This is a genomic window from Mycoplana sp. ABR4_002 (assembly GCF_056159645.1).
The window spans coordinates 3,323,359-3,347,292 of the sequence record NZ_JBSWVO010000001.1 but is presented as its reverse complement, the minus strand read 5'-3'; the positions used below and the strand labels follow the sequence as shown (position 1 = coordinate 3,347,292).

General features: G+C 66.8%; 27 protein-coding genes. 13 read left to right on the top strand and 14 right to left on the bottom strand.

The window, feature by feature from the left end; all coding sequences use genetic code 11:
• Window positions 1-77: 77 nt before the first annotated feature.
• A complete protein-coding gene (locus ACXAGF_RS15955) occupies window positions 78-968 on the bottom strand; it encodes a LysR family transcriptional regulator (RefSeq protein WP_475018360.1) in 891 nt (296 codons plus the stop codon).
• 167 nt (window positions 969-1,135) lie between these two features.
• Between ACXAGF_RS15955 and ACXAGF_RS15950 the strand changes: the two genes are divergently transcribed.
• Window positions 1,136-2,032, top strand: a complete 897-nt coding sequence (locus ACXAGF_RS15950) for a DMT family transporter (RefSeq protein ID WP_475018359.1) — start codon at window positions 1,136-1,138, stop codon at window positions 2,030-2,032.
• 14 nt (window positions 2,033-2,046) lie between these two features.
• On the opposite strand, the gene ACXAGF_RS15945 is transcribed toward ACXAGF_RS15950, so the two are convergent.
• Both ACXAGF_RS15945 and ACXAGF_RS15940 read right to left on the bottom strand, forming a co-directional pair.
• Window positions 2,047-2,463, bottom strand: a complete 417-nt coding sequence (locus tag ACXAGF_RS15945; protein WP_475018358.1) for a DUF1801 domain-containing protein — start codon at window positions 2,461-2,463, stop codon at window positions 2,047-2,049.
• Between the two features lie 126 nt (window positions 2,464-2,589).
• Entirely contained in the window at window positions 2,590-3,312 is a 723-nt protein-coding gene (locus ACXAGF_RS15940; protein WP_475018357.1) for a glutathione S-transferase, read from the bottom strand.
• Window positions 3,313-3,482: 170 nt separating this feature from the next.
• On the opposite strand from ACXAGF_RS15940, the gene ACXAGF_RS15935 reads away from it, so the two are divergent.
• Window positions 3,483-4,856, top strand: coding sequence for a GH1 family beta-glucosidase (locus ACXAGF_RS15935; RefSeq protein ID WP_475018356.1), 1,374 nt, complete (start codon window positions 3,483-3,485; stop codon window positions 4,854-4,856).
• A gap of 24 nt (window positions 4,857-4,880) precedes the next feature.
• Here ACXAGF_RS15935 and trhO read toward each other — a convergent pair whose 3' ends face one another.
• From trhO to ACXAGF_RS15920, 3 genes are all read right to left on the bottom strand, one after another.
• Window positions 4,881-5,825 carry an oxygen-dependent tRNA uridine(34) hydroxylase TrhO gene (gene trhO / locus ACXAGF_RS15930; protein ID WP_475018355.1) on the bottom strand — a complete coding sequence of 315 codons (945 nt, stop codon included), beginning with the start codon at window positions 5,823-5,825 and terminating at the stop codon, window positions 4,881-4,883.
• A 64-nt stretch (window positions 5,826-5,889) separates the two neighbouring features.
• Window positions 5,890-6,792, bottom strand: coding sequence for a CHAD domain-containing protein (locus ACXAGF_RS15925; protein WP_475018354.1), 903 nt, complete (start codon window positions 6,790-6,792; stop codon window positions 5,890-5,892).
• Window positions 6,776-7,264, bottom strand: a complete 489-nt coding sequence (locus tag ACXAGF_RS15920) for a CYTH domain-containing protein (protein WP_475018353.1) — start codon at window positions 7,262-7,264, stop codon at window positions 6,776-6,778. Before ACXAGF_RS15920 ends, ACXAGF_RS15925 begins: the two co-directional genes overlap by 17 nt.
• Window positions 7,265-7,452: 188 nt before the next feature.
• Here ACXAGF_RS15920 and ACXAGF_RS15915 point away from each other — a divergent pair, with 188 nt between their 5' ends.
• The 4 genes from ACXAGF_RS15915 (at window position 7,453) to ACXAGF_RS15900 (ending at window position 9,963) form a co-directional block, all read left to right on the top strand.
• Window positions 7,453-8,091 (top strand): 2-dehydro-3-deoxy-phosphogluconate aldolase, encoded by a 639-nt coding sequence (locus ACXAGF_RS15915; protein WP_475018352.1) that lies wholly within the window; start codon window positions 7,453-7,455, stop codon window positions 8,089-8,091.
• 138 nt (window positions 8,092-8,229) lie between these two features.
• Window positions 8,230-8,946, top strand: a complete 717-nt coding sequence (locus tag ACXAGF_RS15910; RefSeq protein WP_475018351.1) for a tellurite resistance TerB family protein — start codon at window positions 8,230-8,232, stop codon at window positions 8,944-8,946.
• A 112-nt stretch (window positions 8,947-9,058) separates the two neighbouring features.
• Entirely contained in the window at window positions 9,059-9,751 is a 693-nt protein-coding gene (locus ACXAGF_RS15905) for a GNAT family N-acetyltransferase (protein ID WP_475018350.1), read from the top strand.
• Entirely contained in the window at window positions 9,748-9,963 is a 216-nt protein-coding gene (locus tag ACXAGF_RS15900; RefSeq protein WP_475018349.1) for a hypothetical protein, read from the top strand. The genes ACXAGF_RS15905 and ACXAGF_RS15900 overlap by 4 nt, the downstream gene beginning before the upstream one ends.
• A 22-nt stretch (window positions 9,964-9,985) precedes the next feature.
• Here the strand turns inward: ACXAGF_RS15900 and ACXAGF_RS15895 are convergent, their stop codons facing one another.
• The 3 genes from ACXAGF_RS15895 to ACXAGF_RS15885 form a co-directional block, all read right to left on the bottom strand.
• A complete protein-coding gene (locus ACXAGF_RS15895; protein ID WP_475018348.1) occupies window positions 9,986-11,047 on the bottom strand; it encodes a nickel/cobalt transporter in 1,062 nt (353 codons plus the stop codon).
• Window positions 11,041-11,682: a DUF1007 family protein gene (locus ACXAGF_RS15890; RefSeq protein ID WP_475018347.1), complete on the bottom strand. Its 642-nt coding sequence runs from the start codon at window positions 11,680-11,682 to the stop codon at window positions 11,041-11,043. Before ACXAGF_RS15890 ends, ACXAGF_RS15895 begins: the two co-directional genes overlap by 7 nt.
• A gap of 100 nt (window positions 11,683-11,782) precedes the next feature.
• Complete coding sequence (locus ACXAGF_RS15885; protein WP_475018346.1) at window positions 11,783-12,697, bottom strand: LysR family transcriptional regulator; 915 nt, start codon at window positions 12,695-12,697, stop codon at window positions 11,783-11,785.
• A 543-nt stretch (window positions 12,698-13,240) separates the two neighbouring features.
• On the opposite strand from ACXAGF_RS15885, the gene odc2 reads away from it, so the two are divergent.
• The 4 genes from odc2 to ACXAGF_RS15865 all read left to right on the top strand — a co-directional run bounded on the left by odc2 (window position 13,241) and on the right by ACXAGF_RS15865 (window position 16,815).
• The gene (gene odc2, locus ACXAGF_RS15880; RefSeq protein WP_475018345.1) at window positions 13,241-14,374 is read left to right on the top strand and encodes an ornithine/lysine decarboxylase; all 1,134 of its coding nucleotides are present in this window, start codon (window positions 13,241-13,243) and stop codon (window positions 14,372-14,374) included.
• An 88-nt stretch (window positions 14,375-14,462) separates the two neighbouring features.
• Window positions 14,463-15,053: a GNAT family N-acetyltransferase gene (locus ACXAGF_RS15875; protein WP_475018344.1), complete on the top strand. Its 591-nt coding sequence runs from the start codon at window positions 14,463-14,465 to the stop codon at window positions 15,051-15,053.
• Window positions 15,054-15,149: 96 nt separating this feature from the next.
• On the top strand, window positions 15,150-16,175 hold the full coding sequence (locus ACXAGF_RS15870) for a serine hydrolase domain-containing protein (RefSeq protein ID WP_475018343.1): 1,026 nt from the start codon (window positions 15,150-15,152) through the stop codon (window positions 16,173-16,175).
• Between the two features lie 196 nt (window positions 16,176-16,371).
• On the top strand, window positions 16,372-16,815 hold the full coding sequence (locus ACXAGF_RS15865) for a glyoxalase superfamily protein (protein WP_475018342.1): 444 nt from the start codon (window positions 16,372-16,374) through the stop codon (window positions 16,813-16,815).
• A 6-nt stretch (window positions 16,816-16,821) separates the two neighbouring features.
• Here the strand turns inward: ACXAGF_RS15865 and ACXAGF_RS15860 are convergent, their stop codons facing one another.
• From ACXAGF_RS15860 to ACXAGF_RS15840, 5 genes are all read right to left on the bottom strand, one after another.
• Entirely contained in the window at window positions 16,822-17,217 is a 396-nt protein-coding gene (locus ACXAGF_RS15860; protein ID WP_475018341.1) for a VOC family protein, read from the bottom strand.
• Between the two features lie 64 nt (window positions 17,218-17,281).
• Window positions 17,282-18,049, bottom strand: a complete 768-nt coding sequence (gene cysE, locus ACXAGF_RS15855) for a serine O-acetyltransferase (RefSeq protein ID WP_475019321.1) — start codon at window positions 18,047-18,049, stop codon at window positions 17,282-17,284.
• A gap of 138 nt (window positions 18,050-18,187) precedes the next feature.
• Window positions 18,188-19,177 (bottom strand): WD40 repeat domain-containing protein, encoded by a 990-nt coding sequence (locus ACXAGF_RS15850; protein WP_475018340.1) that lies wholly within the window; start codon window positions 19,175-19,177, stop codon window positions 18,188-18,190.
• Window positions 19,177-20,277 carry a CobW family GTP-binding protein gene (locus ACXAGF_RS15845; RefSeq protein ID WP_475018339.1) on the bottom strand — a complete coding sequence of 367 codons (1,101 nt, stop codon included), beginning with the start codon at window positions 20,275-20,277 and terminating at the stop codon, window positions 19,177-19,179. The genes ACXAGF_RS15850 and ACXAGF_RS15845 overlap by 1 nt, the downstream gene beginning before the upstream one ends.
• Window positions 20,278-20,376: 99 nt before the next feature.
• On the bottom strand, window positions 20,377-21,171 hold the full coding sequence (locus ACXAGF_RS15840) for a creatininase family protein (protein ID WP_475018338.1): 795 nt from the start codon (window positions 21,169-21,171) through the stop codon (window positions 20,377-20,379).
• Between the two features lie 84 nt (window positions 21,172-21,255).
• Here ACXAGF_RS15840 and ACXAGF_RS15835 point away from each other — a divergent pair, with 84 nt between their 5' ends.
• Genes ACXAGF_RS15835 through ACXAGF_RS15825 form a run of 3 tightly spaced genes read left to right on the top strand, consistent with a single transcriptional unit; the run spans window position 21,256 to window position 23,842 of the window.
• The gene (locus ACXAGF_RS15835) at window positions 21,256-21,786 is read left to right on the top strand and encodes a MarR family winged helix-turn-helix transcriptional regulator (RefSeq protein WP_475018337.1); all 531 of its coding nucleotides are present in this window, start codon (window positions 21,256-21,258) and stop codon (window positions 21,784-21,786) included.
• Between the two features lie 43 nt (window positions 21,787-21,829).
• Window positions 21,830-22,861, top strand: coding sequence for a LacI family DNA-binding transcriptional regulator (locus tag ACXAGF_RS15830; protein ID WP_475018336.1), 1,032 nt, complete (start codon window positions 21,830-21,832; stop codon window positions 22,859-22,861).
• A gap of 21 nt (window positions 22,862-22,882) precedes the next feature.
• A complete protein-coding gene (locus tag ACXAGF_RS15825; RefSeq protein ID WP_475018335.1) occupies window positions 22,883-23,842 on the top strand; it encodes a 2-hydroxyacid dehydrogenase in 960 nt (319 codons plus the stop codon).
• Window positions 23,843-23,934 lie beyond the last annotated feature (92 nt).

Below are 23,934 nucleotides of genomic sequence, written 5' to 3'. Positions count from 1 at the left end.
TTTCTCACACTCTGCTTTTGAGATCGGTGGTCCAAGACGCCTGCTCGTGCTGCGGCTGTGTCGCGGGGCCGCTTGGCCTAGCTGGCCAAGACGAGCCCGCCGTAGCGGCTGATCTCGCTCTCGATTTCGGCAACGAGGGTGTCGAGCGCGGGGTTTCTCATTTTGCGGCTGCGGCGCACCACATAGGCGAGCGCCGGCGGGGCGGGCAGGAGATCGGTGACGACCTGCATCTCGCTGCGCAGATGCCGGTCGCTGAGGAGCGCCACGCCGAGTCCCGAGGTGACGGCGGCGATGATGCCGGCGGCGCTGGCGCATTCGAACACGGTTTCGAGCAGGAGGTCGCCATCCTGCCCGATGTCGAGCGCCCACTGGCGATAGAAGCACTCGTCGTCGAAGGACAGAAACGGGATCGGGCCGGCCCGCGGCAGCGACAGGTCCGGGTGTTTGACCCAATGCAATTCCTCGCGGAACAGCACGGCGTCGGTGGGGCGGACCTCGTGGGCGAAAACCTGGACGATGGCGGCGTCGAGTTCGCCCCGCTCCAGCATGGCGCGCAGGACCAGGCTCATGCGGACCTTGGTGCGCACGGAAACTTGCGGGTGCAGACGGCGGAAGCGCCCCAGTATGCGCGCAAGGTCGGTGCAGGTGGTGTCCTCGGTCAGCCCGAGGGCGATGCGGCCGGCGAGCGGCGTCTTCGACAGGCTCAGAAGCGCCTCGTCGTGCAGGCCGAGGATGCGGCCGGCAAAGTCGAGCAGGTCCTCGCCGGCCGCGGTGAACATCGGCGAACCGGGCTTGCGGCTAAGCAGTTCGCAATCGAGGCTGGTCTCCAGCCGCCTGAGCTTGTGGCTGACCGCCGATTGCGACAGGCCCAGGGCCTCGGCCGCCCGGGTGATGCCGCCGTGATGGCGGATCGCCCAGAGGGCGCGCAGGGCGTCGATTTCCAGGCGCCGGCCGTTGGTCTCCGTCATGATCTGTCCATCCCGATGAAGTCTGCAAAATTATGCTGACCAGCGCGGCATATTGCAACGATCCAGTGCAATTCCGGCTGATATGTCATGCATCGATCGATATTTGTCATGTGCATGGCGACGCACTCGGTCCTATTGCTGTGCGGCGAGCCAAATCCGAGCACCCCATGACCGATCAGTCCCTTTCCCTGCCGGCGACCAATCCACGCCGCTATCTCTGGCCGCTGATGGCGGTTCTCCTGGTGATCGGCTGGAGTTCGGGCTTCGTCGGCATCCGCTATGCCAGCGAAGAGGCGAGCGTCGTCCTGGTGCTGTTCTGGCGCACGCTGTTGTCCGGGCTGATCCTGCTGCCGTTCGCGCTCGCCTTCGGACCGCGGCTTCGCCTGCGCGGGATCTTGGAGCAGGCCCTTTTTGGCGTCATGTCGGTGTTCCTCTATCTCGGCGGCTTCGCCCTGGCGATCGAACAGCGGGTGCCGACCGGGCTGGTCGCGCTGATCTCGGATCTGCTGCCGCTGGCGATCGCAGCCATGGCGCAGCCGCTCCTGGGCGAGCGCCTGAGCGGGCGGCAATGGCTGGGAACGGCGATCGCGGTGGCGGGCGTGCTGGTCGTGTCGTTCGACAGCCTCGGCTTCGGCGCGGCACCGCTGTGGGCCTATGGGGTGACGGTGGGGTCGATGCTGGCATTCGCGCTCGCCTCCGTCATCTACAGGCGCCGCCGGACGCAGCAGATGCCCGTGCACCAGAGCCTTTGCATCCATACCCTGACCGGTGCGCTGCTGTTCGGCCTGTGCGCGCTGCTGCAGGGCAACATCGTCCCGCCGATGACCTACAATTTTGCCGTGGGCATGGTCTGGCTGGTGCTGATCGCGACCTTCGTCGCCTACGCGGTCTACTATGCAAGCCTGCGGCTGTTCCCGGTGGCGCAGGTCAGCGCCGCGATCTACCTCAGCCCGCCGGTCACCATGCTTTGGGCCTGGGTCCTTTTCTCCGAGCCTCTGACGGCGGCGATGTTCGTTGGCCTGGCGCTGACGCTGGTGGGCGTCTGGATGACGTCGCGCGGCTGAGACCGCGCCAGGCCTCAGCCAGCCTTCGCGCGCTTGCCGGAGCGGGCGGTGTTCAGCGCCACGGCGGCCTGGACCAGCGCCTTCAGCGCCGGCTCGTCCAGTGCCTCGCCCTCACGAATGTCGATGGCCCTGCGGGTGTTGCCGTCCAGGCTGGCGTTGAACAGGCCGGAAGGATCGGCCAGCGCGGCGCCCCTGGCGAAGGTCAGCTTGACTATGCTCTTGTAGGTCTCCCCGGTGCAGATGATGCCCGCGTGCGACCATACCGGCACGCCCCGCCACTTCCATTCCTCGACCACCTCGGGGTCTGCCTGCCGGATCAGGCCTCGCACCCTCGCCAGCATCTCGCCACGCCAATCACCAAGATCCGCGATCCGCGTATCAATCAGCGCTGCGGGCGAAGCGCCGTCGCCGCTCTCCTTGCTCCCGTCCATTTGATGCTCCTCTTGCCGGCGGTGTAGTGGCGGGATCATAGCGCCTCTGCGTTGCAAATTCCAAGGCCCCCGCGGACCCGCGGGTGCCACCGATCGCCTCATCCGGCAGGTGGCCTTCTCTCGGGGCTACGGCGCTATGTCGAGTTCGAAATAGCGCCGGAATATGCCGTTCTCATTGAACGCCAGCCGCCTTGGCGAGGCCAGGTAGGCCGCAATCCTGGGCCTGTCAGCGATCGACCGGTGAAGCCGCACGAGACCGGGACAGCGGCGCTCGTGATGCTGCATCGCCGTCGGGAAGGCGTAGCGCAGCCCCTCGATCATCTGGAACAGCGACAGGTCGACATAGGTGGCGTTGCCGCCGACGGCAAAACCACTTTCGGCCGGGTTCTGGTTGAGGACGCGCTCGAAATAGTTGAGGAACTTCGGCATGCGATTGTGGACGAACACGGTTGCGCGGGCCTTCGCCTGCTCCTTCTGGTCCTCGTAGCAGTGGGAGACGGCAATCGGGTGGTGCGTGTCGTGGACCTCCGTGACCAGGTCGGTGATGGTCAGTTGCAATGCATTGGCGAACCAGCGCGACCGTTCCCCCGCCGGGGCGAGGCCGAGCCGGGGGCCAAGATAGAGCAGGATGTTCGCCACGTGCGAGACGATCTGGTCGCCGTCCTTGAGGAATGGCGGGGCGAAGGGGATCTCGGCATCGGTCGTACCTTCGATCAGCCGCATCATCTCGCCGGTGCCGCGGCCCGGTTCCCGCGCGACGTCGACATAGGCGGCACCGGCCTCTTCCAGCGCCAGCCGCACGAATTCGCCGCGCCCCTGGATGCCGTCCCAATAGTAGAGCTCGTACATCGATCGCCTCCCTCTCGCCATGGCTTGCCCGATCCGACGACCTATCAGACCTTTGTGGCGACCGCAGGCACCATTCGTCATTGACATTTCATGCGACCCGGTTACGGCAACGTTGCAGGAGGGCAAACCGGACCAGGTTGCCCATGCATGTCCAGTGGCGGAAATTTCCCATGACCGACCCCAACATCCTCTCAGCCCGGTTTCCCGGTGATTTCGTCTTCGGCGTGGCGACGGCCGCCTTCCAGATCGAGGGCGCCACCAAGGCGGACGGCCGCAAGCCGTCGATCTGGGACGCCTTCGCCAGCATGCCCGGACGGGTCCATGGCCGCCACAACGGCGAGGTCGCCTGCGACCACTACAACCGACTGGAGCAGGACCTCGACCTGATCGAGGCGCTCGGTGCAAGAGCCTACCGCTTCTCGATCGCCTGGCCGCGCGTCATCCCCGAGGGCACAGGTCCGGTGAACGAGCGCGGGCTCGACTTCTACGACCGGCTCGTCGACGGGTTGAAGGCGCGCGGGATCAAGGCCTTCGCCACGCTGTACCACTGGGACCTGCCGCTGGCGCTGATGGGCGACGGCGGCTGGACCGCGCGCGCCACGGCCTACGCCTTCCAGCGCTATGCCAAGACGGTGATCGCCCGGATCGGCGATCGGCTCGACGCCGTCTCGACCTTCAACGAGCCGTGGTGCTCGGTCTGGCTCAGCCATCTCTACGGCGTCCACGCACCGGGTGAGCGCAACATGGACGCGGCCCTGCACGCTTTGCATTTCACCAATCTCGCCCATGGGCTTGGCGTTGCCGCGGTGCGGGCCGAGCGGGCGAATCTGCCGGTCGGTATCGTGCTCAATGCACACCAGACCTATGCGGGCTCGGACAGCGCCGACGATCTTGCGGCGGAACAACGCGCCTTCGATTTCCACAACGGCGTCTTCTTCGGTCCGGTGTTTGCCGGCGCCTATCCGGATTCGTTCATGCGGGCGCTCGGGCAGCGCATGCCGGACATCGAGCCCGGCGACATGGAGACGATCCAGGCGCCGCTCGACTGGTGGGGGCTAAACTACTATACGCCGATGCGGGTCTCCGCCGACCCGTCGGCGGACGCCGAGTACCCGGCAACCCTTCCCGCGGCCGCGGTCAACAAGGCCAAGACCGATATCGGCTGGGAGGTCTGCGCGCCGGCGCTCGGCGACCTGGTGCGGCGGCTGAACGTCCGCTATCGCCTGCCGGACTGCTACATCACCGAAAACGGCGCCTGCTACAACATCGGGGTGGAAGACGGTGCGGTCGACGACCAGCCGCGGCTCGACTACATCGCCGAGCATCTGGGCGTGACGGCCGACTTGATCGCCGAGGGCCATCCGTTGCGCGGCTATTTTGCCTGGAGCCTGATGGACAATTTCGAGTGGGCCGAGGGCTACCGGATGCGTTTCGGCATCGTCCACGTCGACTACGACAGCCAGGCGCGCACCATCAAGAACAGCGGGCACTGGTACAAGGCGCTGGCGCAGCAGTTCCCGCGGGGCAAGTCCAAGGCGGCCTAGCGGGCGTCGGCCGCCGCACCTCCCTCAGCCGCCGAGATGTGGCTTGCCGCGCCGGCGGGCGAGATCCATCTGCTTCTGGCGTTGGCGGAAGCGGGTCCGGTCGTCGTCGCTGCGGCTGTCGAAGCAATGCGGACAGGAGACGCCGGCCTCGTAGGTTGCCGCCGTGACCTCGTCCGCCGTCAGCGGGTGGCGGCAGGCGCGGCAGAGGGTGTGCTCGCCCTCCTCGAGGCCATGGGTGACGGAGACGCGCTCGTCGAAGACGAAGCAGGCGCCCTCCCACAGGCTTTCCTCCGGGGGCACGTCCTCGAGGTATTTCAGGATGCCGCCCTTGAGGTGATAGACCTCGTCGAAGCCCTGCTCCTTCATGAAGGCGGTCGCCTTCTCGCAACGGATGCCGCCGGTGCAATACATCGCGATCTTCGGCTTGTTGTGCAGGCCGGTGTGGTTGCGTACCCAGTCCGGGAACTCGCGGAACGTCTTCGTCTGCGGATCGAGCGCGCCGCGGAAGGTGCCGATGGCCGTCTCGTAGTCGTTGCGCGTGTCGATGACGATCGTGTCGGGATCGGCGATGAGCGCATTCCAGTCCTTCGCAGCGACATAGGTGCCGACCACCCGCCTGGGGTCGATCTCCTCGACGCCCATCGTCACGATTTCCTTTTTCAGCCGCACCTTCATGCGCAGAAACGGCATCTCGGCGGCCCGGCTTTCCTTGTGCTCGAGCGTCGCGAATTCCGGCTGCGCGCGCAGGAAGGCGAGCACGGCCGCAATGCCGGCATCGGTCCCGGCGATCGTGCCGTTGATCCCCTCGTGGGCGAGCAGCAGCGTTCCCCGCACGCCGTTCTGTTCGCAAAGCGCCTGCAGCGGCGCGCGCAGTTCGGCAAAGCGCGGCACCGACACGAAGTGGTAAAGGGTCGCGACGAGGAACGGCGCCTCGTTCTGGTTCGGAGTTGCGGTGTGGGTCGCTGTCATGCCGGCCCAAATACAGCTTTGCGCGCGGTGGCGCAATCGGCCGGAGCGCTCAAGCGTCCCGCGATCAGGCGGCGTGCCGCCACAACAGTGCGATGCGGCCGGCGTCCTGTTCGACATGCGGGGGGAAGATCAACTCGGCGAGCGGCAGCGCGGCGGCGCGCAGGCGGTTCTCCTCGGCGGACATCACGGCCATCAGATGCGCGAGGTCCTTCGCCTTGCCCATCGCCTCGGGATGTGCCTCGGCGAAGCTCGAAAGCAGGGCGATGTCCTGGTTCTGGCCAAGCAGCTTGACGAGTTGACGGGTCTGCTGGCGGGTGCTCTTCAAGGCCGCCGGCCATGCCTCGGCGAGGAAGCGGCAGTGTACCCAGCGATCCTGCGCCCGTTTGCGCAGGGTGTGGAAGGCCTCGGCGACGCCGCCGTCCCTGGCCTCGACCAGGGCCGCGGCCCCCTTTTCACCCGTCTTGCGCCATCCCTCGCCCAGCACCTGCGCGGCGCGCTTGTGGCCGGGGCGCAGTCTGAAGTCGGCCAGCGCCTCCAGCGCCTCGTCGCAGGCGGAGATGGCGTCCCCGATCTGCTCGTCCGTCGTGCCGGGATCGGCGACCGCGTCGCGCCTTGCCTCCAGTCGCTGGAGAATTCTTCCCGCCGCCATGCGTTGCTCTGCCGTCGAGGTGGTTTGGGTAAGCCGGCGCGCCACCTCGACCAGCGAGGTCGCATCGCGGCTCGCTCGCAGGCTGCGGCCGAGCGCGCCGACGCGCTCGTCCTCACGCTTTTGAAACGGCCTGTCGGCGGTCGCCACGAGCCGATAGAGGCTGCGGACCCGCTTGAACTGCTGGCGGGCGGTGTGGATCGCCTCGTGGGGGCCTTCCGGCTGCTCGGCAAGCACGGACCGCGCCCGCTTCAGATAACGCGCCGCAATCCGCTGCACTTCACTGTCGAGCGGCTTGTCTGGTCTAAGAACCGGACGCATGCTCCGTCACCAACGCTCCCTCAGACAATGCCAATGACTGGTTGGAGTAGCGGGAATCCCCCGTCACCTCGCGTCCCACCCAGGCGGGTAACTCGGGACGATCGCTCTCGCTATCGAGTTCGATCTCGGCCACGACGAGGCCCTTGTAGCTGCCGCCATAGACGTCAACTTCCCAGGTGAAGCCCCTGTGGGCGATCTCGTAGCGGACCTTCTCCAGCACCATTCCCACGGCGTGATCGAGCATTTCGGTGGCGAGCTCGGTGCTTATCGCGACCTCGAATTCGTCGCGGGTCAGCGCCGACGGTCCAATCTTGACCGTCAGCATGGCGCGACCGTCACCATAGATGCGAACCCTCAGCGACCGGTCCTCGGAGGTGATCACGTAGCCTTGCCGGATGGAGACACCACCTTCGGCAAGGCGGCGCCATTGATCGCCGGCGACGAGGAACTTGCGCTCGATTTCCTTGGCCATTCCGCGCTTTCTGTCGAGGATGGTTGGTCTCGCTAGACTACACGATGACGTGAATATGACAAGGCGCGGGGGCGGACGGTCCGTTTGCCGGCTACAGGCAGGCGACCTCGTGGCGGCCATTTTTGCTCGACACCGGCTTGCGGAAGGGGTATTCCAGCATCGAATTCAATCGTTTTAAGGATGCACGCATGGCTAACAAGGCCGAGAAGCTTCTGTCGGTGCTGAAACTGCAGCCGGTCGTTCCCGTCCTCGTCGTCGACGATGCGGCTTCCGCCGTGCCGCTGGCCCGTGCGCTCGTCGCCGGCGGGCTGAAGGCGATCGAGATCACGCTGCGCACGCCGGCCGCATTGGAGGCGATCCGGCGCGTGGCCAACGAGGTCGAGGGCGCGGTCGCCGGCGCCGGCACCATCCTGAACGGCGCGCAGTTCGAAGAGGCGGTCGAGGCGGGCTCGCAGTTCATCGTCAGCCCCGGCACCACCCGGCAGTTGCTCGACGCGGCGTCGCGGTCGACGGTGCCGCTGTTGCCGGGGGCGGCCACTGCCAGCGAGGTCATGACACTGCGGCAGGAAGGCTACACGGTGCTGAAGTTCTTCCCGGCCGAGCAGGCGGGCGGCGCCAGCTACCTGAAGTCGCTCGCCTCGCCGCTTGCCGGTACGCTGTTCTGCCCGACCGGCGGCATTTCACTGGCCAATGCCAATGACTACCTGTCACTGCCGAACGTCGTCTGCGTCGGCGGCTCCTGGGTCGCGCCGAAGAACCTTGTCGCCGCCGGTGACTGGGATGGCATCACCAGGCTCGCGGCCGAGGCCGCGGCGCTAAAAAGTTAGCCGGCTAGCAAATCCATCGCACTGACAGGTGACGCCGCCGCGGAACTTCCCGGCGGCGTTTGTGCACGGCGCGTTTGTATTCCGCCTGTCTCGTTCCTATGTCTCAGTCCGACCTAACTCGGCATGGGAGAGACCGCGATGTTTGATGCCAAAAAGTTGCTGGACCAGTTTCTCGGATCGCAGATTCCCGGAGCGGGCGGCACCGTGCGCGAGCGCGCCGGGCAGGCGACGCAACTGGCCAAGGACAATCCGCTCGCCGCCGGCGCTATCGCCGCAGTGCTGCTCGGAACCAAGGGGGGACGCGAGGTCACCGGCGCCGCGATGAAGCTCGGCGGGCTGGCGGCCATCGCCGGGCTCGGTTACCAGGCCTACCGGAACTACCAGCAGGGCAAGGCGCCGGCCACGGCCGCCGCCGACGCGGCGAAGGAGCCGGAACTGCTGGCGCCGCCGGCAAGCTCGGGCTTCGAAACGGAGGCTGTGAGCGATGATTTCGCGCTGACTCTGGTGCGCGCCATGATCGCCGCCTCCCGTGCCGACGGGCACATCGACGCCGCCGAGCGCGCGCACATCATGGACAGGCTCCGGGTCTCGGGCATCGGCGGCGACGCAGCCGCCTTCCTGGAGAAGGAGCTGGCCGATCCGATCGACATCGACGGGATCGTCGCCGCGGCGAAGACGGAGGAGCAGCGCGTCGAGCTCTACACCGCCTCGCGGCTGACGATCGAACCGAACAGCCGGGCCGAGCGCGGCTATCTCGATCTGCTGGCCGGTCGACTGGGCCTGCCGGACCCGCTCGTCGACCATATCGAGGCGACCGTGTCCGCCGCCAAGGCCCCGGCCAGCCCCTGGGCGTGATCGGTGCATCAGCACTTTGCATTTGTGTCCCGGCCCCCTGCTGGCTATGGCTTTCCGCACCAGGCCCTTGGCGGTCGAGGCGGGAAGCGATCTGACGGCAGGGGGTGAGGACATGCGCGATCTGAAAGACTGGAAGGGCTGCCCGGCTCCGGCCGCGGTCACGCTGGAGGGGCGGCTGGTGCGGATCGAGCCCTACGATCGCGCGCGCCATCTCGAGGCGCTGTGGGAGGCCTTCGGCGGGATGGCGATCAATCCGCTGCTGAAATACTTTGCACAGGACGATTTCGAAGGAATCGCGGATTTCGACGCCTGGTCCGCGGCGGTCATCGGGTCCGGCTGGGTACGCGAGGTGATGGTCGACAAGGCAAACGGCAAGGTCGTCGGCATGGCGCACTACATGCGCCCCGATCCGGCCAACGGCGTCGTCGAGATCGGCGGCATCGCCCACGGTCCGGCGATGGCGCGTTCGCCACTTTCGACCGAGGCGCAGTACCTGCTGGCGAAGCACGTGTTCGAAGACCTCGGCTACCGCCGCTACGAGTGGAAGTGCGACAATCGCAACGAAGCGAGCAAGCGCACGGCACAACGACTCGGCTTTTCCTTCGAGGGCGTCTTCCGCCAGCACATGCTCTCCAAGAGGGACAATCGCGATACCGCCTGGTTCTCGATCATCGATGGCGAATGGCCGATCCTGTCCAAGGCCTATCAGGCCTGGCTGTCACCCGACAATTTCGACGCCGACGGTCGGCAGAAGCGACGGCTGGAGGACATACGTGCCGAAGCGAAGGCGGCGGGCGAACGATGACCGACAATTCGGACAAGGGCGGCCGCTCGGCCGCGGTCGCCGCCGCGGTCATCCTCATCGTCACCGGGATCGCATTCTTCCTGCTGCCTGACGTGATGCTTGCGCTCGGCGCGGTCTCGCCCTGGCTGGCGGCCGCGGCCGGCGCTGCGCTGGTGCTTGCCTTCTTCCTGCTGTTCTGGCTCAGGGCGCGCTACCAGCGACGCGACGACTAGGAGGCGGCTATCGCCGCGGCGCTCAGCCCTGCAGCGAGGCGCCCAGCAGCACCAGCCCCAGCACCAGCACCAGCAGCGCGCCCAGCACCTCGATCGCATTGCCGACGCGCAGGGCGGCGCTGTCGCCGCCGGCGAAGCGCATCGCCGCGCCCTTGGCCGTGACGGCGAGGGTGGCAAGGATCGAGACTGTGATGGCCGTTCCGATCGACATGGCGAGCACCGACAGCACTCCGCCGAGATAGAGCCCGTTCAGGAGCGCGAAGGAGAGCACGATCAGCGCGCCGGAGCAGGGGCGCAGGCCGACGGCGACGATCGCCGACCAGGCCTCGCGCAGCGCGAAGCGATCGCCCTTCAACAGTTCGGGATCGGGCGCATGGGCATGGCCGCAGGTGGCGCAGACCTCGCCGGGCGCGTGTACATGGCCGTGGTGATGATCCTCGCCGCGATGACGGTGATCGTGCCCGGCAGGGACGGCAGCTGCGAGGGGGGCCGAGCCGTCGTTGTGGCCCAGCACATAGGCCTCGACCGGCGCCGACCGGTGCGACCGGCGCCAGAGCTTGCGGTAGAGCAGCCAGGCGCCGAAGAGGGCGATCAGGGCGTAGCTCGCGGTCTCCAGCGCCCGGGTGGCGTCGGTCATCGACACCGCCGTCCCGCGCAGGACGAGATAGGCGCCTCCGACCAGGAGGATGGCGACCAGCCCCTGCAGAAGCGAGGAGAGGAACGACAGCAGCACGCCGCGGCGCAGCTCGATCTCGTTCGCCAGCATGTAGGAGGAAATCACCGCCTTGCCGTGGCCGGGGCCCGCGGCGTGGAAGACGCCATAGGCGAAGGACAGGCCGACGAGTGTCGAGACAGACCAGGGATTGTCGCGCATGTCCTTCAGTGCGCCGGTGAGCAGGCGATAGAAGCCCTGCTGCTGGGTGTTGATCCAGGCGAAGAGGTCGCCGAACAGGCCAGTGGTCTTGAAGGCAGGCTCGGCGCTGCCGATGCCGAGCGGCGACTGGGCGTGCGCCAGCGTCAGGCCGGCCAGCAGCAGCAGCGCGGCGAGAGCCGACGCGCGAGGAATGGTGCAGCGCCTCAGCATGTGATCTCCAGGCGTGTTGCGAACAGCTTCGACATGTCGGTGCCGGCCGGATCGTTCCAGAAGGCGTCGGTAAGCGTGCCCTCGTTCTGCGCCAGCACCTCGTCCGGATCCGGGCGCACCACCTGCTGCTTGCAGGCGGATACCTTGCCGCCGACGGCGACCATGTTGTCGTCCGAGGGGAAGTCCATCGCCGCATACATGGTCGGGTCATAGACGCCGAAGGTCATCTTGCCGTTCAGCGGCATCGCCTCGGCCGGCTTGACGGCGAAGATCATCAGCAACTGGCCGTCCTTGAAATCGACGTTGATCGCCTCGGGCTTGGCGACCTTGACGTCTTTGCCGTCGGCGGTGATCGTCGTGTAGTAGCTGAACTCCTCCAGCGACTCGAGCACCGTCTGGCCGACCTCGGCGAGTTCCTCCGGATCGAGCGCCAAATTGGTGTTCTTGTCGAAGTCGAGGACGACGCTGGAGGAGAACATCTCGTCGAAGCGCCAGACGTTGCGCAGTTCGGAAATCGTGCCGTCGTCGCCGGCGACGACCTCGAGCCGCGCCTCGGCGAAGATGTGCGGATGCGCGAGCGCTGCGACCGGTGCCAGCCAGACGATGCCTGCGGCGAGGAAGGTTGCGGGCTTCATGGCGATGGGTCCTTGTATCGGCGTTCGGATTCGTTGACCGAATCTAACCTAATTCGGCCGGAATTGCGGCTGCCTGCATGCGCCTTTTGTCGCGCCGCCCCTAGCTGCGGGTATCGGCCGCGCCGCCGTACTTCCTGAACCAGCTGTGCAGAAAGTCGACGAAGGTTCGCACCTTTGCCGGCAGGTAGCGCCGGTGCGGGTAGATGGCGTAGATTCCGCGATCCGACGGAAGATAGTTGTCGAGGATGGAGATGAGCTCGCCGGAATCGATGCGGCTCCGGGCGATGAACTCCGGCACGGCGGCGATGCCGAGGCCGCTGGCGGCGGCCCTGGCGGCGGAGCTCGGGCTGTTGACCTCGATCTGCCCGCTCACGGGAACGCTGAAGCTGGTGCCCTTCTCGTCGACGAAACGCCAATTGCTGTGCGACTTCCCATTGGTGTCGATAACGCAGGGCAGGCGCGACAGTTCGGAGGGGTGGACGATCGGTCCGCTGCCCTTGAGGAACTCTGGAGAGGCGCAGATCTTCACGTAGAAGTCGCCGAGTTTGCGGGCGATCAGCGCCGAATCCTCGAGCCGGGTGATGCGAATCGCCACGTCGAATCCCTCCTCGACCAGATCGACGAAGCGGTCGTCGGACACGATCTCGAGCGACAGCTCGGGGTGCGCCCGGCCGAAGTCGATGAGAGACTGGCCGATCTCGGCATCGACGAAGGTGCGCGGCGCCGAGATCTTCAAACGGCCCTTGAGATCGGCGTTGTTCTCGCGCACGAGGTCGGCGAGGTTGTCGATTTCCTTCAGGATTTCAGAGGCCGTGCGGTAGTAGGTGTGGCCGGCCTCGGTCATGGAGAACTGGCGCGTCGTGCGGTTCAGAAGGAGGGCGCCCAACTCGTCCTCCAATTCGCGCACATATTTGGACAGCAGCGCCTTGGACTTGCCGACCTTGCGGGAGGCGGCGGAGAAGCCCTCTGCATCCACGACGTCGATGTAGGCGCGAATGCGGGTCAGCGTATCCATGAAATTTATTCCTTGCAGCGCGGTTGCGGCCAGTCCGATGCGACGACCGAACAGCCGAAATGTCGTTGGCAGCGGAATTTTTTTCAATAGTTGCGGCAAAAAACTCTTGATTGCGACAGGGAATTTCCTTATCTCCGCCCTTGCCCAAAGTCGCACGTGCCTGTGGGTGTCCGCCGACCCTCGATTTGGTGAGGACCATCGGTAAGGTACCTGGAACTAACCGCTCCAGTCGCTATCCCGGCCAACCGGGAAATGCGAGGACATCTTGAAGCAACGACGGTGCGGGCCTTTCTGGTGTCTGCCGGCTTTCCATCAGCCGGGGTTACTGAAGAGGCACACCTTCATTGCCGGAAGTGCGGTTGGGATTTCCCCTCCAATCCATGGCAGACAAAGCGAACTCGAGCCTCGGCGGGCTCAGGTTCACCGTTCGCGCACGATGCGCATGCCTGGCACCGGGGTCTCCACCGGCTGGTTCCATCGCATGATCGCGTCTGCCCTTTGTCCTCCGGTTTTCCGGAGCGGTTGATCACGGGGAATACACAGATGACCACTGCACGCATTATCGACTTCCTGAACACCCGACGCCCCGAAGGCCCGTGCCTCGTGGTCGACCTCGACGTCGTGCGCGACAATTTCAAGGCTTTCCGCCATGCGCTGCCGGACAGCGCTATCTACTATGCCGTCAAGGCCAATCCGGCGCCGGAAATCCTTCGCCTTCTCGCCAGCATGGGCTCCAACTTCGATTGCGCGTCCGTCGCCGAGATCGAGATGGCGCTCGATGCCGGCGCGACCCCGAGCCGCATTTCGTTCGGCAACACCATCAAGAAGGAGCGCGACGTCGCCCGCGCTCATGCGCTCGGGGTCAACCTCTTCGCGGTCGACAGCCATGAGGAAGTCGAGAAGATCTCGCGGGCGGCACCCGGCGCGCGCGTCTTCTGCCGCGTTCTGACCAATGGCGAGGGCGCCGAGTGGCCGCTGTCGCGCAAGTTCGGCTGCGTGCCGCAGATGGCCGTCGACGTGCTGGTCTACGCACACCAGCTCGGGCTTGTCTCCTATGGCGTCTCGTTCCACGTCGGTTCGCAGATGACGAAGACCGATGCCTGGGATTCGGCGCTCGCCGATGCCAAGCGCGTGTTCGTCCAGCTCGCCAAGCAGGGCATCGAGCTGAAGATGGTCAACATGGGCGGCGGCTTTCCGGCGAAGTACCTGAAGGACGTTCCGGCGGCCGAGGCCTATGGCCAGGCGATCTTCGGCGCGCTGAAGAAGCACTTCGGCAACCACATCCCGGAGACCATCATCGAGCCGGGCCGCGGCATGGTCGGCAATGCCGGCGTGATCAAGGCCGAGGTCGTGCTCGTGTCGAAGAAGTCGGACAACGACGCCCATCGCTGGGTGTTCCTCGACATCGGCAAGTTCGGCGGCCTCGCCGAGACGATGGACGAGGCGATCCGCTACCCGATCCGCACCGCGCGCGACCGGGACGCGATGGAGCCCTGCGTGCTCGCCGGCCCGACCTGCGATTCGGCCGACGTGCTCTACGAGAAGAACATGTACCCGCTGCCGATCTCGCTGACGATCGGCGACGAGGTGCTGATCGAGGGCACCGGCGCCTACACGACGACCTACTCGGCCGTCGCCTTCAACGGCTTCGAGCCGCTCAAGGCCTACGTGATCTGATCCGGGCCGCTCCCGCACCAGCGGGAGCGCCACTCACAACGAGATCCGATGACCGCATGTGGCGGCAGTTGAGGTTCGGGAGGCCGGGATGGCCACTGTTCTTGGTTCCGTGCGCGCCTTCTTCGCGCAATCCGCCTTCACCATCGACCGCGAGAACGCCGGCGACGTGGTCGCGCGCGAGCGCCTGCTCGACCGCGCCATGGGCGAGGGCCGCTTCCGCAAGTCCTCCGAGAAACTGCGCCGCGGGCGGGTGCCGGCGGCGGAGCTTTCGCTCGTTGCCCGCGATGCCGGCGGCCGGGTGATCGGTACGGTGCGGCTGTGGAACGTCGAGGCCGGTGTCGACGCCGACGGCAACCCGGTCCCGGCGCTGCTGCTCGGTCCGCTTGCGGTTGACCCCGCGCACGAGGGCAAGGGCATCGGCGCGGCACTGATGCGTGCGGCGGTGACCGAGGCCGCCCGCCTTGGACATGGTGCGGTGTTGTTGGTCGGCGACGCTCCCTACTACGAGCGCTTCGGCTTCTTCGCCGAAAGGGCGCGCCATCTCGTCATGCCGGGACCGTTCGAGCGTCATCGCTTTCTCGGCCTGGAACTGAAGGACGGCTGGCTCGTCGGCGCGGCTGGCGTGCTGGTCGCCTCCGGCGGCCGACTCGGGCGCAGCGAGCAGCGCATCGCCGCCTGAACGCGGTGCTTGGCACTGCGGAGGAAACGCTTTCAAAATCGCGTGAACCGCCTGTCTTGCCGCGAAATCGGCGAAACAGACGCCTAGCTGTCGGGGATGGACAGAAGGACCTTCGTCGCCGCCCTTTCGCTCGCGCCACTGGCGTTGCCGCTGCTCGCCCGGGCGCAGCCGACGAACCCGTCCACCGTCGATCCGGCGGTCCTCGCACGCACGCTCGACCAAGCCGCAGAGCTGGCGCCGCTGAAGACCGTCGTCGTGGCGCGAAACGGAAAGATCGTCGCCGAGCGGGGCTATCGCGGCCACGCGACCACCGACAGCACGAACATCAAGTCGGCGTCGAAGGCGGTCATCTCGGCGCTGGTGGGCATCGCCATCGACAGGGGCTTGCTCGACGGCGTCGACCAGCCGATGGCGCCGCTCCTCGACGCCGACCTGCCTGAGAACCCGGACCCGCGCCTTGCCCGCGTGACAATCGGCCACTTACTGTCGATGCGGGCCGGGCTGGAGCGGATGTCGGGTGCCAATTACGGCCGCTGGGTCTCGAGCGGCAACTGGGTGCGCGCCGCGCTGGCCGCCCCCTTCGTCGACGAGCCGGGCGGCGCGATGCTCTACTCGACCGCCTCGACCCATCTGCTCTCGGCGATCCTGACCCGGGTGGGGCGAAAGTCGACCCTGGCGCTGGCCGTCGAGTGGCTGCAACCGCTCGAGGGCTTTCGCATCGGCGCGTGGGAGCGCGATCCGCAAGGCATCTATCTCGGCGGCAACCAGATGACGATGAGCGCACGTTCGCTTCTGGCCTTCGGCGAGCTCTATCGCAACGGCGGCCGCACCCCGGACGGCCAGCAACTCGTTGCGGAGACCTGGGTCAGACAATCGTGGCTGTCACGGACCAACTCCCGATTTTCCAACGACGGCTACGGCTACGGCTGGTTCGAGCGCGCCATCGGCGGCCGGACGGTGCACTTCGCCTGGGGGTATGGCGGCCAGATGCTCTACATCGTGCCGGAGCTCGCGCTGACGGTGGTGATGACGTCGGACGAAGGCGGCCCCTCCGCCCGCAGCGGCTATCGCGACGCCCTGCACGGCCTGCTGAGGCAGATCATCGGTACGGTGGAAGGCTGACGCGGCCGTCTGACGGGCTTGACCGCCACCGTCCGGACGTGTAGCGGAAGGCCACGGGTGAGAGCCCCGGCCGTCCGCGAGCGCAAGCTTTGGTGAAGTCTCTCGTTTTCCGACACGGTTTTCCAGCTTCATCGCATGCGAACCGGTGGCAATGCGGGCCCCTCCGAACAGACGCATGCAGAGACTGGAGAAACCCATGCGTCGATCGACGCCACTTCCCTCCCTCGACGGCCTAAAGGACCAGGCGCGACGCCTCAGGGCACGATTCGCCGGCGAGGATCAACCGATCAGCCACGGGCGCGCACTGGAACTCGTCGCCGCGCAATACGGCTTCCGTGACTGGAACACCCTGCACGCCGCCGTCGGCAACCGGCCGCCGTTCGATCCCTGGCAACTCGGCGCGCGCGTCCGCGGCCATTATCTCGGCCAGCCTTTCGACGCGAAGATTCTCGGGGTGCAGGCGTTGACCGCGCAGCCCGGACAATACCGGCTGGTCCTGCGTTTCGACGAGCCGGTCGACGTCGTCACCTTCGAGAGCTTCTCCTCCTTCCGCCAGCGCGTCACCTGTACGGTCGACGAGAGCGGGCGCACGGCGGCACGGACCTCGGACGGGCGGCCGCATCTCGAACTGGAATGGTAGCCGCAGCTATTTCAGGTTCAGCTGCCAGGAGACGCCGAAGCGGTCGTTGATCCAGGCGAACTCACGGCTGAAGCCATAGCTGCCGAGCGGCATCAGTTCCTCGCCGCCGTCGGCGAGGGCGGCGTAGATCTCGCGGATCTGCGCTTCGGACTCGCACTCGACGAACAGTGAAAAGGCGGGCGTGAACCCGAAGTCGTGCGTGATCGGGCTGTCGATGCACAGAATGGTCTGGCGACCGAGGTGGAAGCGCGCCGAAGCGACGCTGCCCTCGGCGCCGGCCTCGTTCGGCCCGTAGCGAAGGATCTCGTCGATGCCGCAGTCGGGGAAGACCGAGGCATAATGGACCATGGCCTCCTCCGCCCGGCCCTGGAACATCAGGAATGGCTTTGCCGAAAACCCCATCGCCGCCTCCCGTCGGTTGCGGCAACGACGATAGCAGGCCGTGACCTGCCTGCCCACTGCCCAGCTAGAGCGTGGTCTGGTCCATTTCCTCGGCCGGAATCGTGTCGATGTCGTGCCGGCGGACGACCACGGCCGGGACACCGGCCACGGTGCTGTGCGGCGGCACCGGCTTCAGCACGACGCTGCCGGCCGCCACCTTGCTGAAGGCGCCGATCTCGATGTTGCCGAGAATCTTCGCGCCGGCGCCGATCATGACGCCCCGCCGTACCTTCGGATGCCGGTCGCCGCTCTCCTTGCCGGTGCCGCCGAGGGTGACGTTCTGCAAGATCGAGACCTCGTCCTCGATGACGGCGGTCTCGCCGATGACGATGCCCGTGCCATGGTCGAGCATGACGGCGCTGCCGATGCGGGCCGCCGGGTGGATGTCAACGCCGAAGACCAGCGAGGCGCAATTGGAGATCCACAGTGCGGTCTCGCGGCGGCCGGTGTGCCACAACCGATGGGCGGCGCGATAGGTCTGCAGCGCCTGGAAGCCCTTGAGGTTGACCAGGACGTGCAACAGGCCGGGGCAGGCCGGGTCACGGTCGCGCACGGCGGCAAGATCATCTGCCACGTCGGCGAGGATTGCGTCGCTGCCGGCAAAGGCGTCTGCCAGCAGCGCGCCGATCGCCGCCACCTCGACGCCGCCGGCCGCGGCGAGCCGGTGCGACAGCACGGTCGCCAGCATCTCGGACGCCGATGCGGCGTCGACGATCGGTCGCAGGCTCGCCCGCAGAACGGGCTCGCGCTCACCCAGCGCGCCGGCTTCCTCGCGGATCGTGCGCCAGACCATGCCCTGATCGCTCCGGCCTGGACCGGAGACCTCCGCAAGCCGCGGGTTTGTAGCGATCTGCGTTCCTGCCATGGCGTCACCATTCCTCCCTGTACCGCCTACGCGCCGCGGCTGTCGGGCCACGGCGCAGCGCATGCCTCAGGCGCTGATATCGACCACGCCGCAGTCGCCGGCCTCCGAGGCGAAGGCCAGCTGGCGACCGTTCTTGTTCCACGCCATTGACGAAATCGCGCCCTTGCCCGGTCGCCGCAGCAGCACCTCGCGGCTGTCGGCGAAGCGGGCGGCCATCACCATGCCGTCGGAATAACCGATCGCCACGACCTCTTCCGCCGGATGGCAGGCCACCGACGTCACCATCACGTCGGCCCGGGTCCCGAGCTCCAGCGGCGCCTTGCCCATCGGGCCGTCCTTGGAGGCGAACGGCCAGACGATCGCCGCCGGCGCGCCGGAGGATGCAAGCCACTTGCCCTTGGTCGACCAGGACAGCGACTTCACCTTGGCCGGATAACCGGTCATGCGCATATGGCGGGTCTCGGCGCCCGGCTTGCTGTCGAGCTTCCAGCCGTGCAGCGCATTCTCCTGCATGGCGGTCACGACGAAGCGGCCGTCCGGCGAGAAGGTGACGCCGGTGTGGGCACCTTTCCACTCAAGGTCGACCGGCTGGCCGGCCGTTGCCACCCAATGCATCGAGACCCCGTTGTAGCGCGCCACGGCGATGCGCAGGCCCTTCGGGGCGAAGGCGAGGCCCTCGACCGTGCGTGCCTCGGCAAGCTCCTTCACCGTGCCGTCGGACAGGCGGACGCGCGTCGTGCGGCCCTCGGCGAAGGCGACAGCGCCCTGCGGCCCGGGGGCAACGATCGCGATCCACTTGCGCGGCACCTCGGCGAGCAGGTGCGCGGCGCCGTCGGTGGCGATGCGGAAGACCTTGCCGTCCTCGCCGCCGGTGACGAGCGTGTCGCTCGCCTCGTCATGGACGCAGGCGAGCAGGCCGTCATTGGCCTGGGTGACCTTGTGGCCGTGGTCGAGCCGGTGAATGTCGCCGACGGCCGTCGCAAAGAACGGGACGTCGCCGAGGAAGGCCGTCGCGACGACGTGGCCGTCGAGGTCGAGGGGGGCGACGGTGGGCATCAGTGCGCCTGTGCCTCGCAGGCCTTGAAGGTGCGTTCGATCTTCTCGCGGTCGAGCTCGCGACCGATGAAGACGAGGCGGCTTTCACGCTTCTCGCCGTCCTTCCAGGCGCGCTGATGGTCGCCCTCGACGATCATGTGCACGCCCTGCACGACATAGCGATCGTCGTCGCCGGCAAAGGCGATGATGCCCTTCAGACGCAGGATATTGGGGCCGTCGGTCTGGGTGATCTTCTGAATCCAGGGAAAGAACCGGTCCGGGTTCATCTCGCCGCCGCGCAGCGAGATCGACTGCACCGTCACGTCATGGATCGGCGAGGGATCATGGTCGTGGTGATGGTGGCCGTGGTCGTGGCCATGCTCGTGATGGTGATGATCATGGTCGTGATGATGGTGATGATCGTGGCCGCACTCGGGCCCGCACTCGTGGTCCGGGTGGTCGTGGTCGAGGAAATGCGGGTCGTTCTCGAGGGCACGCTCCAGGTTGAAGGCGCCCTGGTCCAGCACCTTGACCAGGTCGATGTCGGACCGGGTGGTGCGGTAGATGCGGGCGGACGGGTTGATGACGCGGACGGTCGCCTCGACCCGTTCCAGTTCCTCCGGCGTGACGAGGTCCGTCTTGTTCAGAAGCACGACGTCGGCAAAGGCGATCTGGTCTTCCGCCTCGCGCGAATCCTTCAGCCGCAGCGGCAGGTGCTTGGCGTCGACGAGCGCGACGACCGCGTCGAGCTCGGTCTTCGAGCGGACGTCATCGTCCATGAAGAAGGTTTGGGCAACGGGGACAGGATCGGCAAGCCCGGTGGTCTCGACGATGATCGCGTCGAAGCGGCCGGGGCGGCGCATCAGGCCCTCGACGACGCGGATCAGGTCGCCGCGCACGGTGCAGCAGATGCAGCCGTTGTTCATCTCGTAGATTTCCTCGTCCGACTCGACGATGAGGTCGTTGTCGATGCCGATCTCGCCGAACTCGTTGACGATGACGGCATACTTGCGGCCATGGTTTTCGGTCAGGATCCGGTTGAGTAGCGTCGTCTTGCCGGCGCCGAGGTAGCCGGTGAGGACGGTGACGGGAACGGGCTTTGGCGTAGCGGTGTCGGTCATGGGGGCCTCGAGAGCGGTCGGGGATGGGCTGGGCGCATCCGGGTTGGCGTCTGATATAGGAGATGCGGGGCGGCAGCGCAAATAGCGCCGGCACGTCGATCAGCGCAACGCCGCCAGGTCGAAGGCATGGACATCGTCCAAGAGTTCGACAAGGCCGGCCGTTGCGTGCTCGAGCAGCCTTTCGCCGCGCTCGGCTGTCGCTGCAGCGGCATTGCCGGCGGCCCCTTGCGGGTTCAGGTCCGACATCTTCCAGCCGAAGGCGTGGGGGCCGTAGGCGCGCAGATGGCGGAAGCGCAAGGCGAAGGCGGATTGCCGCGAGGCGAACGTTGCGGCCTTGCCCATGTCGACCAGGTCGGGATGGGCGGCCAGCATCACCGAGGTCTCGATGTCGCCGCCGTGAATGTCGACTGCCTTGTCCTCCGGAGCGATCCAGCCGTCCGGCTGGCCGAACCGGGTCCAGCTCGTCGCGACCGCGAGCATGTCGAAGCGCACGCGCGCCTCCGTGGCGACGATCGTCATCAACGGCGCGTTGCCGCCATGCGCATTGAGCATGACGAACTTGCGGACGCCCAGCCGCGACAGGTCGGATGCAATGCCAACCCAGCGCTCCACCGCCTCGTCAAAGGCAAGCGTCTTCGTGCCGGGGACGTCCAGGTGTTCCGGCGAATAGCCGATCCGTTCGGTCGGCAGGAAGGTGGCGGGCAGGCCGGCGGGGAGGGCCCGGATCAGACGGTCGACGATCGCGTCGGCAATCAGCCAGTCCGTTTCGAGCGGCAGGTGGGGGCCATGCCCCTCGTGCGCGCCAAGGGGAAGCACGGCGATCCAATCGGCACGCGACTCGGCACCGAGCGCGGGGTCGTTGTCCTGCCAGCGTCGCTTGGGCCGGACGCCCATGGCTCACTCCTTGGATGGTCTTGCCGCAAACGGGTCGGCTCTGTCATACAAGGTAGGGGAAGCGAAGCAAGACGTGGAGGTCGCATGGCCAAGAAAAAGAAGGAAGAGAAGAAGGACAAGTCGAAGAAGAAGGGGCATGCTGCGGTCGGCCCCAGCGATGTGTCCGGGGCCATTGTCCAGGCGGCTCGCTCCATTCGCACGGTCCTTTCCCGAAACCTTCTTTCCAGCGGGCTCTATGCGGGGCAGGACGGGGTCATGCTGGCGCTGGCCGAAAACGGTGGGATGACGGCGGGCGCTCTCGCCGCCCGTCTCGGCGTCAAGGCCCCGACGATGACACGCACGATCGGCCGGCTTGAGGCGCAGGGTTTCGTCGAACGCAAGCCCGACACGGTCGACGGTCGGCTGACCGTCGTCGAGCTGACGCTGGCGGGACGGGAAACGCTCGGTCTCATCACCCATGCCTGCAATCTCAGCGAGCGGCAGGCGCTCGACGGCCTGAGCGACAAGGAGGTGCGCACGCTGCTGAAGCTGCTGCGCGTCGTCGACGGCAACCTGCGCGGCGTCGAGCCGGTGGAGGACAAACCCGGTGCAAAGAGCGTTGCGGATGGAATTTAAATAGTTTAAATAAACGATTTAAATGCCGGCGCGAGGGAGAGGGATGGCGCAAAAGGTCAAACTGTCGACGATTGCGGAGACACTCGGGGTCTCCACCGCCACCGTATCCCTTGCCCTGCGCGACAGCCCGCTCGTCGCGCTCACGACCCGCGACCGGATCAAGGAGCAGGCACGGGCGCTGGGCTATATCTACAACCGTCGCGCGGCCAGCCTGCGCACCTCCCGCTCCGGCATCATCGGCGTCGTCGTGCACGACATCATGAACCCGTTCTACGGCGAGATCCTGAAGGCGATCGAAAGCGAACTGGATCGCGACCGCCAGACCTTTATCCTGTCCAACCACTACGATTCGGTCGAGAAGCAGCGCAATTTCATCGAGACGCTGCTGCAGCTCGGCGGCGACGGGGTGATCATGTCGCCGGCAATCGGCACGCCGGCGGAGGACATCCTGCTGGCCGAGGACAACGGCATGCCGGCGATCCTGATCGCGCGGTCGATCGACGGCGTCGACGTGCCGATCTTCCGCGGCGACGATACCTACGGCATTTCGCTCGCCACCAACCACCTGATCGGGCTGGGCCATCGCGTCATCGCCATGGTTGGCGGCACCGACCAGACCTCGACCGGGCGCGACCGCTACCAGGGTTACGTCAATGCACTGCGCAAGGCCAATATCGAGGTCGATCCGGCATTGCGCATCTCCGGTCCGCGGTCCAAGCAGGGTGGCTTCGAGGCGGCGGTACACTTCCTGTCGCTGCCGCAGAAGCCAACGGCTGCAGTCTGCTGGAACGACCTCGTCGCGATCGGCCTGATGAACGGCATCGCCCGCGCCGGGCTGCTGCCGGGCCGCGACGTATCGGTAACCGGTTACGACGACCTCGAAGAGGCCGCGATCGCCACCCCCTCGTTGACGACCGTCTGGAACGGGCAGTCGGAGGTCGGCCGCAGTGCCGCCCGCGCGCTGCTCGACAGGCTCTCCGGCAGCCACGAGCCCGACGGCATCCACCTGATCAAGCCGGAGATGCGCATTCGCCAGTCGACCGGGCCGTTGCGGCACAACGGACACGACGGCTGAAGCCAAGCAGGAGCGACGCCGATGACGGAACGACCGAAGGTGCTCATCGTGGGAAAGGTGCGCGACCGCGTCGCCGAGCGGCTTGGCGATCAGGTCGAGCTGGTGCGTTGCCCCTCGCCGCTCGCTTCCGGCGCGCTCGATCCCGCCCTTGCCAGCCAGATCCGCGGGGTCGCCGTGTCGGGAGCGTTCGGCCCCGAGGCATTTTCCTGCCTTCCCAACCTCGAGATCGTCGCCCATTTCGGGGTCGGGTATGACGGCGTCGACGTCAAGGCGGCGGCGGCGCGCGGCGTGATCGTCACCAACACGCCGGACGTCCTGAACGACGAGGTTGCCGACACGGCGATCGCGCTCTTGCTCAACACCCTTCGGCGGTTTCCCGAGGCCGAAGCCTGGCTGCGCGCGGGACGCTGGGAGCGGGGCGGTCAATTCCCGCTGTCGCCCCTGACCCTGCGCGGCCGCTCTATCGGGATCTACGGGCTCGGCCGGATCGGCATCGCCATCGCCCGCCGGCTCGAGGGCTTCGGCGTGTCGATCAGCTACCACACCCGGACGCAGCGCGCCGATGTCGCCTATGCCTACCACCCGACCTTGCTGGGCATGGCCGAGGCCGTGGACACGCTGATAGCGATCGTGCCGAAGACGCCGGAAACCTACAAGACCATCGATGCGGCCGTGCTGTCGGCGCTGGGGCCGAACGGCGTGCTGATCAATGTCGGCCGCGGCTGGACGGTGGACGAGCAGGCGCTGGCCGCAGCGCTGGACGCGCGCACGATCGCGGCCGCGGGGCTCGACGTGTACCAGGACGAGCCCTATGTCCCCGCGGCGTTGCTGCATGCCCCCAACACCAGCCTTCTGCCGCATGTCGCCTCGGCCTCGGTCGTCACGCGCGACGCAATGGCGGATCTCGTTGCCGACAACCTTCTTTCATGGTTCCGCACGGGCCGGCCGCTGACGCCCGTGGCGGAGACGCCGGTCGGCTGAGCTGCCCGCGTCTGCGCCGGCCGTGCCAGATCCGGCCCCACGCCGTTAAGCTTTCGGCAAGCTTGCGGGCGCAGGCTCCTCGCGAGTCAGAC

What these genes read in the sequence shown, in the direction of transcription:
- ACXAGF_RS15940 (WP_475018357.1), bottom strand. Translation starts at nt 3,312, where the DNA reads ATGTACGAGCTCTACTATTGGGACGGCATCCAGGGGCGCGGCGAATTC.
- ACXAGF_RS15845 (WP_475018339.1), bottom strand. Translation starts at nt 20,277, where the DNA reads ATGACCGACACCGCTACGCCAAAGCCCGTTCCCGTCACCGTCCTCACC.
- ACXAGF_RS15955 (WP_475018360.1), bottom strand. Translation starts at nt 968, where the DNA reads ATGACGGAGACCAACGGCCGGCGCCTGGAAATCGACGCCCTGCGCGCC.
- ACXAGF_RS15825 (WP_475018335.1), top strand. Translation starts at nt 22,883, where the DNA reads ATGACGGAACGACCGAAGGTGCTCATCGTGGGAAAGGTGCGCGACCGC.
- ACXAGF_RS15890 (WP_475018347.1), bottom strand. Translation starts at nt 11,682, where the DNA reads ATGAAGCCCGCAACCTTCCTCGCCGCAGGCATCGTCTGGCTGGCACCG.
- ACXAGF_RS15915 (WP_475018352.1), top strand. Translation starts at nt 7,453, where the DNA reads ATGGCTAACAAGGCCGAGAAGCTTCTGTCGGTGCTGAAACTGCAGCCG.
- ACXAGF_RS15950 (WP_475018359.1), top strand. Translation starts at nt 1,136, where the DNA reads ATGACCGATCAGTCCCTTTCCCTGCCGGCGACCAATCCACGCCGCTAT.
- ACXAGF_RS15900 (WP_475018349.1), top strand. Translation starts at nt 9,748, where the DNA reads ATGACCGACAATTCGGACAAGGGCGGCCGCTCGGCCGCGGTCGCCGCC.
- ACXAGF_RS15870 (WP_475018343.1), top strand. Translation starts at nt 15,150, where the DNA reads ATGGACAGAAGGACCTTCGTCGCCGCCCTTTCGCTCGCGCCACTGGCG.
- ACXAGF_RS15895 (WP_475018348.1), bottom strand. Translation starts at nt 11,047, where the DNA reads ATGCTGAGGCGCTGCACCATTCCTCGCGCGTCGGCTCTCGCCGCGCTG.
- ACXAGF_RS15830 (WP_475018336.1), top strand. Translation starts at nt 21,830, where the DNA reads ATGGCGCAAAAGGTCAAACTGTCGACGATTGCGGAGACACTCGGGGTC.
- cysE (WP_475019321.1), bottom strand. Translation starts at nt 18,049, where the DNA reads ATGGTCTGGCGCACGATCCGCGAGGAAGCCGGCGCGCTGGGTGAGCGC.
- ACXAGF_RS15905 (WP_475018350.1), top strand. Translation starts at nt 9,059, where the DNA reads ATGCGCGATCTGAAAGACTGGAAGGGCTGCCCGGCTCCGGCCGCGGTC.
- ACXAGF_RS15885 (WP_475018346.1), bottom strand. Translation starts at nt 12,697, where the DNA reads ATGGATACGCTGACCCGCATTCGCGCCTACATCGACGTCGTGGATGCA.
- ACXAGF_RS15875 (WP_475018344.1), top strand. Translation starts at nt 14,463, where the DNA reads ATGGCCACTGTTCTTGGTTCCGTGCGCGCCTTCTTCGCGCAATCCGCC.
- ACXAGF_RS15925 (WP_475018354.1), bottom strand. Translation starts at nt 6,792, where the DNA reads ATGCGTCCGGTTCTTAGACCAGACAAGCCGCTCGACAGTGAAGTGCAG.
- ACXAGF_RS15850 (WP_475018340.1), bottom strand. Translation starts at nt 19,177, where the DNA reads ATGCCCACCGTCGCCCCCCTCGACCTCGACGGCCACGTCGTCGCGACG.
- ACXAGF_RS15860 (WP_475018341.1), bottom strand. Translation starts at nt 17,217, where the DNA reads ATGGGGTTTTCGGCAAAGCCATTCCTGATGTTCCAGGGCCGGGCGGAG.
- ACXAGF_RS15910 (WP_475018351.1), top strand. Translation starts at nt 8,230, where the DNA reads ATGTTTGATGCCAAAAAGTTGCTGGACCAGTTTCTCGGATCGCAGATT.
- ACXAGF_RS15920 (WP_475018353.1), bottom strand. Translation starts at nt 7,264, where the DNA reads ATGGCCAAGGAAATCGAGCGCAAGTTCCTCGTCGCCGGCGATCAATGG.
- ACXAGF_RS15840 (WP_475018338.1), bottom strand. Translation starts at nt 21,171, where the DNA reads ATGGGCGTCCGGCCCAAGCGACGCTGGCAGGACAACGACCCCGCGCTC.
- ACXAGF_RS15865 (WP_475018342.1), top strand. Translation starts at nt 16,372, where the DNA reads ATGCGTCGATCGACGCCACTTCCCTCCCTCGACGGCCTAAAGGACCAG.
- ACXAGF_RS15835 (WP_475018337.1), top strand. Translation starts at nt 21,256, where the DNA reads ATGGCCAAGAAAAAGAAGGAAGAGAAGAAGGACAAGTCGAAGAAGAAG.
- odc2 (WP_475018345.1), top strand. Translation starts at nt 13,241, where the DNA reads ATGACCACTGCACGCATTATCGACTTCCTGAACACCCGACGCCCCGAA.
- ACXAGF_RS15945 (WP_475018358.1), bottom strand. Translation starts at nt 2,463, where the DNA reads ATGGACGGGAGCAAGGAGAGCGGCGACGGCGCTTCGCCCGCAGCGCTG.
- trhO (WP_475018355.1), bottom strand. Translation starts at nt 5,825, where the DNA reads ATGACAGCGACCCACACCGCAACTCCGAACCAGAACGAGGCGCCGTTC.
- ACXAGF_RS15935 (WP_475018356.1), top strand. Translation starts at nt 3,483, where the DNA reads ATGACCGACCCCAACATCCTCTCAGCCCGGTTTCCCGGTGATTTCGTC.